2 protein-coding genes are annotated in these 4,191 nt (G+C 64.8%); both read right to left on the bottom strand.

What is annotated here, in order from left to right; genetic code table 11:
- A partial coding sequence (locus GPT33_RS17215; protein WP_296811441.1) for a biotin/lipoyl-containing protein occupies nucleotides 1-1,150 on the bottom strand: 1,150 nt, incomplete at its 3' end.
- 209 nt (nucleotides 1,151-1,359) lie between these two features.
- Entirely contained in the window at nucleotides 1,360-4,014 is a 2,655-nt protein-coding gene (gene aceE, locus GPT33_RS17210; protein WP_296811438.1) for a pyruvate dehydrogenase (acetyl-transferring), homodimeric type, read from the bottom strand.
- Between the last annotated feature and the right edge of the window lie 177 nt (nucleotides 4,015-4,191).

The following is a 4,191-nucleotide window of genomic DNA, read 5'->3' as shown; positions in this document are numbered from 1 at the left end:
ACTGGGTGACATGCGGCACCGAGAGCCAGCAGCGGTGAAGATGCCGGCCGCTGAGCTTTTTGATGCGCGACAGCTCGGTGACCTCGATCGGGCCGAACTTGCCGAAATCGATCTCGGGCGCGGCGGGCAAGGCGAAGGGCAGGGCGCCGCCGGCCCCGGTCGGAGCACCTTGCGCGAGTGATTGCTTCACGAAGCCCTGGACGTCGTCTTTAAGCACGCGACCCTTTGGCCCCGACCCTTTGACGACTTTCAGGTCGACGCCGAGCTCGCGCGCGAAACGTCTCACGGTGGGGCTCGCATGGGCCTTGCGGCCCTTGGCGATGGCGGCCATGTCCTCGGGGCGCGGCAGCACGGGAGCGGGTCGGCGCTCGGATTCACCGGGTGCGCGTTTGGCGCTCGATGCCGGGCCCGGCGGTGCCTCGAGCTCTTCGGCCGTGTTCGCGGCCATCGGCTCGGCGGTTGCGACCGGCTCGCCGCTGTCGGCCTCGCCATCGGCCCGCAGTGTCAGGATGAGATCGCCCTGATTCAGGGTATCCCCGACCTTGACGGCCAACTCCTCGACGACACCTGCGTTGGGCGAGGGGATCTCCATGGTCGCCTTGTCGCTCTCAAGCGTGAGGAGCGACTGGTCGACCTCGATACGATCTCCCGGAGCGATCAGGACTTCGATGACCGGGATGTCCACGAAATCGCCGATGTCGGGCAGGACCACGGAGATGGTCTCGCCGCCGCTCGGCGTACGCTGAGCACTTGCCTTCGGCGCCTGCGGCGATGCCGGGGCAGGGGGCGCCGGGCGTGAAGTTGCGGGAACGGGAACCGGCTCGGCTTGGGCTCCGCCGGCTTGCACTTGCGCAGATCCCGCTTTGTCGGCCGAAGTCTTCCCGGGTGGAGGCTCCTCGGAGCCGGACCCATCGGTTTCCAGCGTCATCAGGAGATCCCCCTGACTCACCCGATCGCCGACCTTGACCTTCAGCTCTCGGATCACCCCCGCCAACGGCGCCGGGATCTCGATGGTCGCCTTGTCGCTCTCCAGGCTGAGGATCGATTGCTCGGCCTCGATCCGGTCACCCGGCGCGACGAGGATCTCGATCACCTCGACGTCCGAGAAGTCCCCGATGTCCGGCAGCAGAATGTCTTCGACGGTTGCCACGCTCTGTCCTCCCTAAACCGCATCCGGGGCGAGCACCACAACTCCCTGTGGTGGGCGGTCCGGGCAGAACCGGGCGCTTCGGCCCGGACGCGGTTTAGCCTTAGATTTTAGATGTCCTAAACCGCGTCGACCGAGCGCTTCGTGGGTCCTTGTACGTCGGTCGATCGACCGAAGTAACCCATGCCATGCCGGACGCGGTTTAGCGCGGTTCAGATCGTCACCGGGTTGGGTTTTTCCGGGTCGATGCGGTATTTCCGGATCGCCTCGGAGACCGTCGCGGTCGGGATCTCGCCCTCGTCCGCCAATGCCTTCAGGGCGGCGACGACGATGTAGTAACGATTCACCTCGAAGAATTTTCGCAGCTGGCTGCGCATATCGCTCCGCCCGAAGCCGTCCGTGCCGAGCACCAGGTAGTGGCGCGGGATGTAGGGGCGGATCTGGTCGGCGTAGGTCCGGACATAGTCGGTGGCGGCGAGGATCGGGCCTTGGGTCCCGGCCAGCTGCTCCTCGACATAGGTGGTGCGCTGGGGCTGGTCGGGGTGAAGCATGTTCCAGCGCTCCACGTCGATGCCTTCGCGCCGCAGCTCGTTGAAGCTGGTGACGCTCCAGACATCGGCGCCGACGTTGAAGTCCTTGGCGAGCAGCTCGGCCCCGGCCAAGACCTCGCGCAGGATGGTCCCGGCCCCGAGCAGCTGGACCCGATGGGTGTGCTCCTCGCCTTGATGGACCGGATACATGCCCTTGAGGATCCCGGCCTCGGCGCCCTCCGGCAGCGCCGGCTGAACATAGTTCTCGTTCATCGCCGTGACGTAGTAGAAGACGTTTTCCTTCTCCCGATACATCCGGCGCAGGCCGTCCTGGATGATGACGGCGAGCTCGTAGGCGTAGGCCGGGTCGTAGGCCACACAGTTCGGGATGGTCGCGGCGACCACCATGCTGTGGCCATCCTGATGCTGCAGACCCTCGCCGGCGAGCGTGGTGCGTCCGGCGGTGCCGCCGATCAGGAAGCCGCGGGCCTGCATGTCGCCCGCCGCCCAGGCCAGATCCCCGATGCGCTGGAACCCGAACATGGAATAGTAGATGTAGAAGGGAATCATGCTCTGGCCGTGGTTCGCATAGGCGGTGGCTGCTGCGATCCAGGACGACATCGCGCCGGCTTCGTTGATGCCTTCCTGCAGGATCTGACCCTTCTTGTCCTCGCGGTAGTACATCACCTGATCGGCATCGACCGGCTCGTAAAGCTGGCCGATCGAGGAGTAGATGCCGAGCTGACGGAACATGCCCTCCATGCCGAAGGTGCGCGCCTCGTCCGGAACGATGGGGACCAGGTACTTACCGATCGCCTTGTCGCGCACCAGGATGGTGAGGATGCGCACCATCGCCATGGTGGTCGACATCTCCTTGTCGCCGCTGCCTTCCAGGAGCGGCTTGAAGGCATCCAGCTCGGGGATCGGCAGCACCGCGGCATCGTCGCGACGCAGCGGCAGGAAGCCGCCGAGCCGTTCGCGGACCTCGTGCATGTACTGCATCTCGGGGCTGTCCTGCGGCGGCTTGTAGAAGGGCGCGGCGCCGATCTGGTCGTCCGAGATCGGGATATTGAAGCGGTCGCGGAAGGCCTTCAGATGCGTCTCGCCCATCTTCTTCTGCGAGTGGGTGATGTTCATACCCTCGCCGGCCACGCCCATGCCGTAACCCTTCACGGTCTTGGCCAGGATCACCGTCGGCTTGCCGTTCATGCGCATGGCCGAATCGTAGGCGGCATAGACCTTGGCCGGGTCATGGCCGCCGCGGTTCAGACGCCAGATGTCCTCGTCGGTCATGTTCGCGACCATCTCCTTGAGCTCGGGATATTTGCCGAAGAAGTGCTCGCGGGTGTAGGCGCCGCCCTTGGCCTTGTAGGCCTGGTAGTCGCCGTCGACACATTCCTCCATGCGTTTGACCAGCAGGCCCTGCTTGTCGCGCGCGAACAAGGGGTCCCAGTAGCTGCCCCAGACGACCTTGACGACGTTCCAGCCGGCGCCGCGGAAGACCGCTTCGAGCTCCTGGATGATCTTGCCGTTGCCGCGCACCGGGCCGTCGAGACGCTGCAGATTGCAGTTAACCACGAAGACCAGGTTGTCGAGACGCTCGCGCGCCGCCAAGGAGATGGCGCCCAGCGATTCGGGCTCGTCCATCTCGCCGTCGCCCAGGAAGGCCCAGACCTTGCGCTCGCTCGTGTTGACCAGCCCGCGGTCGTTCAGATAGCGCATGAAGCGCGCCTGGTAGATGGCCATCAGCGGACCCAACCCCATCGAGACAGTCGGGAACTGCCAAAAGTTGGGCATCAACCATGGGTGCGGATAGGAGGAGAGGCCGTTGCCGTCGACCTCCTGGCGGAAGTTGTAGAGCTGCTCCTCGCTGATGCGCCCTTCGAGGAAGGCGCGGGCATAGATGCCGGGCGCGGCGTGGCCCTGGAAGAAGATGAGATCACCGCCGTGATCCTTGTCGCGTGCGCGGAAGAAGTGGTTGTATCCCACGTCGACCAGGGTTGCGGAGGAGGCGAAGCTCGAGATGTGACCCCCAAGCTCGGTCGAGAGCCGGTTCGCCTGCACCACCATCGCCATCGCGTTCCAGCGCACAAAGGAGCGGATGCGTCGCTCCATGGCGCGATCGCCGGGGAAGCGTTCCTGCTGCTGAACCGGAATGGTGTTCACGTAGGCGGTGTTGGCGGTGAACGGGAGATAAGCCCCCGAGCGGCGCGCCTTGTCGATCAGTCGCTCGAGCAAAAAGTGGGCGCGCTCGACGCCTTCGTTCTCGAGCACGGCCTCGAGCGAATCGAGCCATTCCTGTGTCTCTTGGGGATCGATATCGGGCTTGTTGGTCATGATGTTTCCCGGAAGCGGTCGAAGCGGTCGGCACGGGCAAAGCGCGGATTATATCAGCGCTCGAGGTTTACAATGGTGAGAATTTGGGTGGTCAATGCATGATCGGGCGTTGGTCATGAGCCCCCGGCCTCCAGCCGTCAGCCTCCAGCCGTCAGCTTTCTGCTTCTTGCCTTCGGC

This window comes from Thiocapsa sp. (assembly GCF_011390875.1).
Taxonomy (GTDB): Bacteria; Pseudomonadota; Gammaproteobacteria; order Chromatiales; family Chromatiaceae; genus Thiocapsa.
The sequence above is the reverse complement of the archived record's forward strand: the minus strand, read 5'-3'. Positions and strand labels throughout refer to the sequence as shown.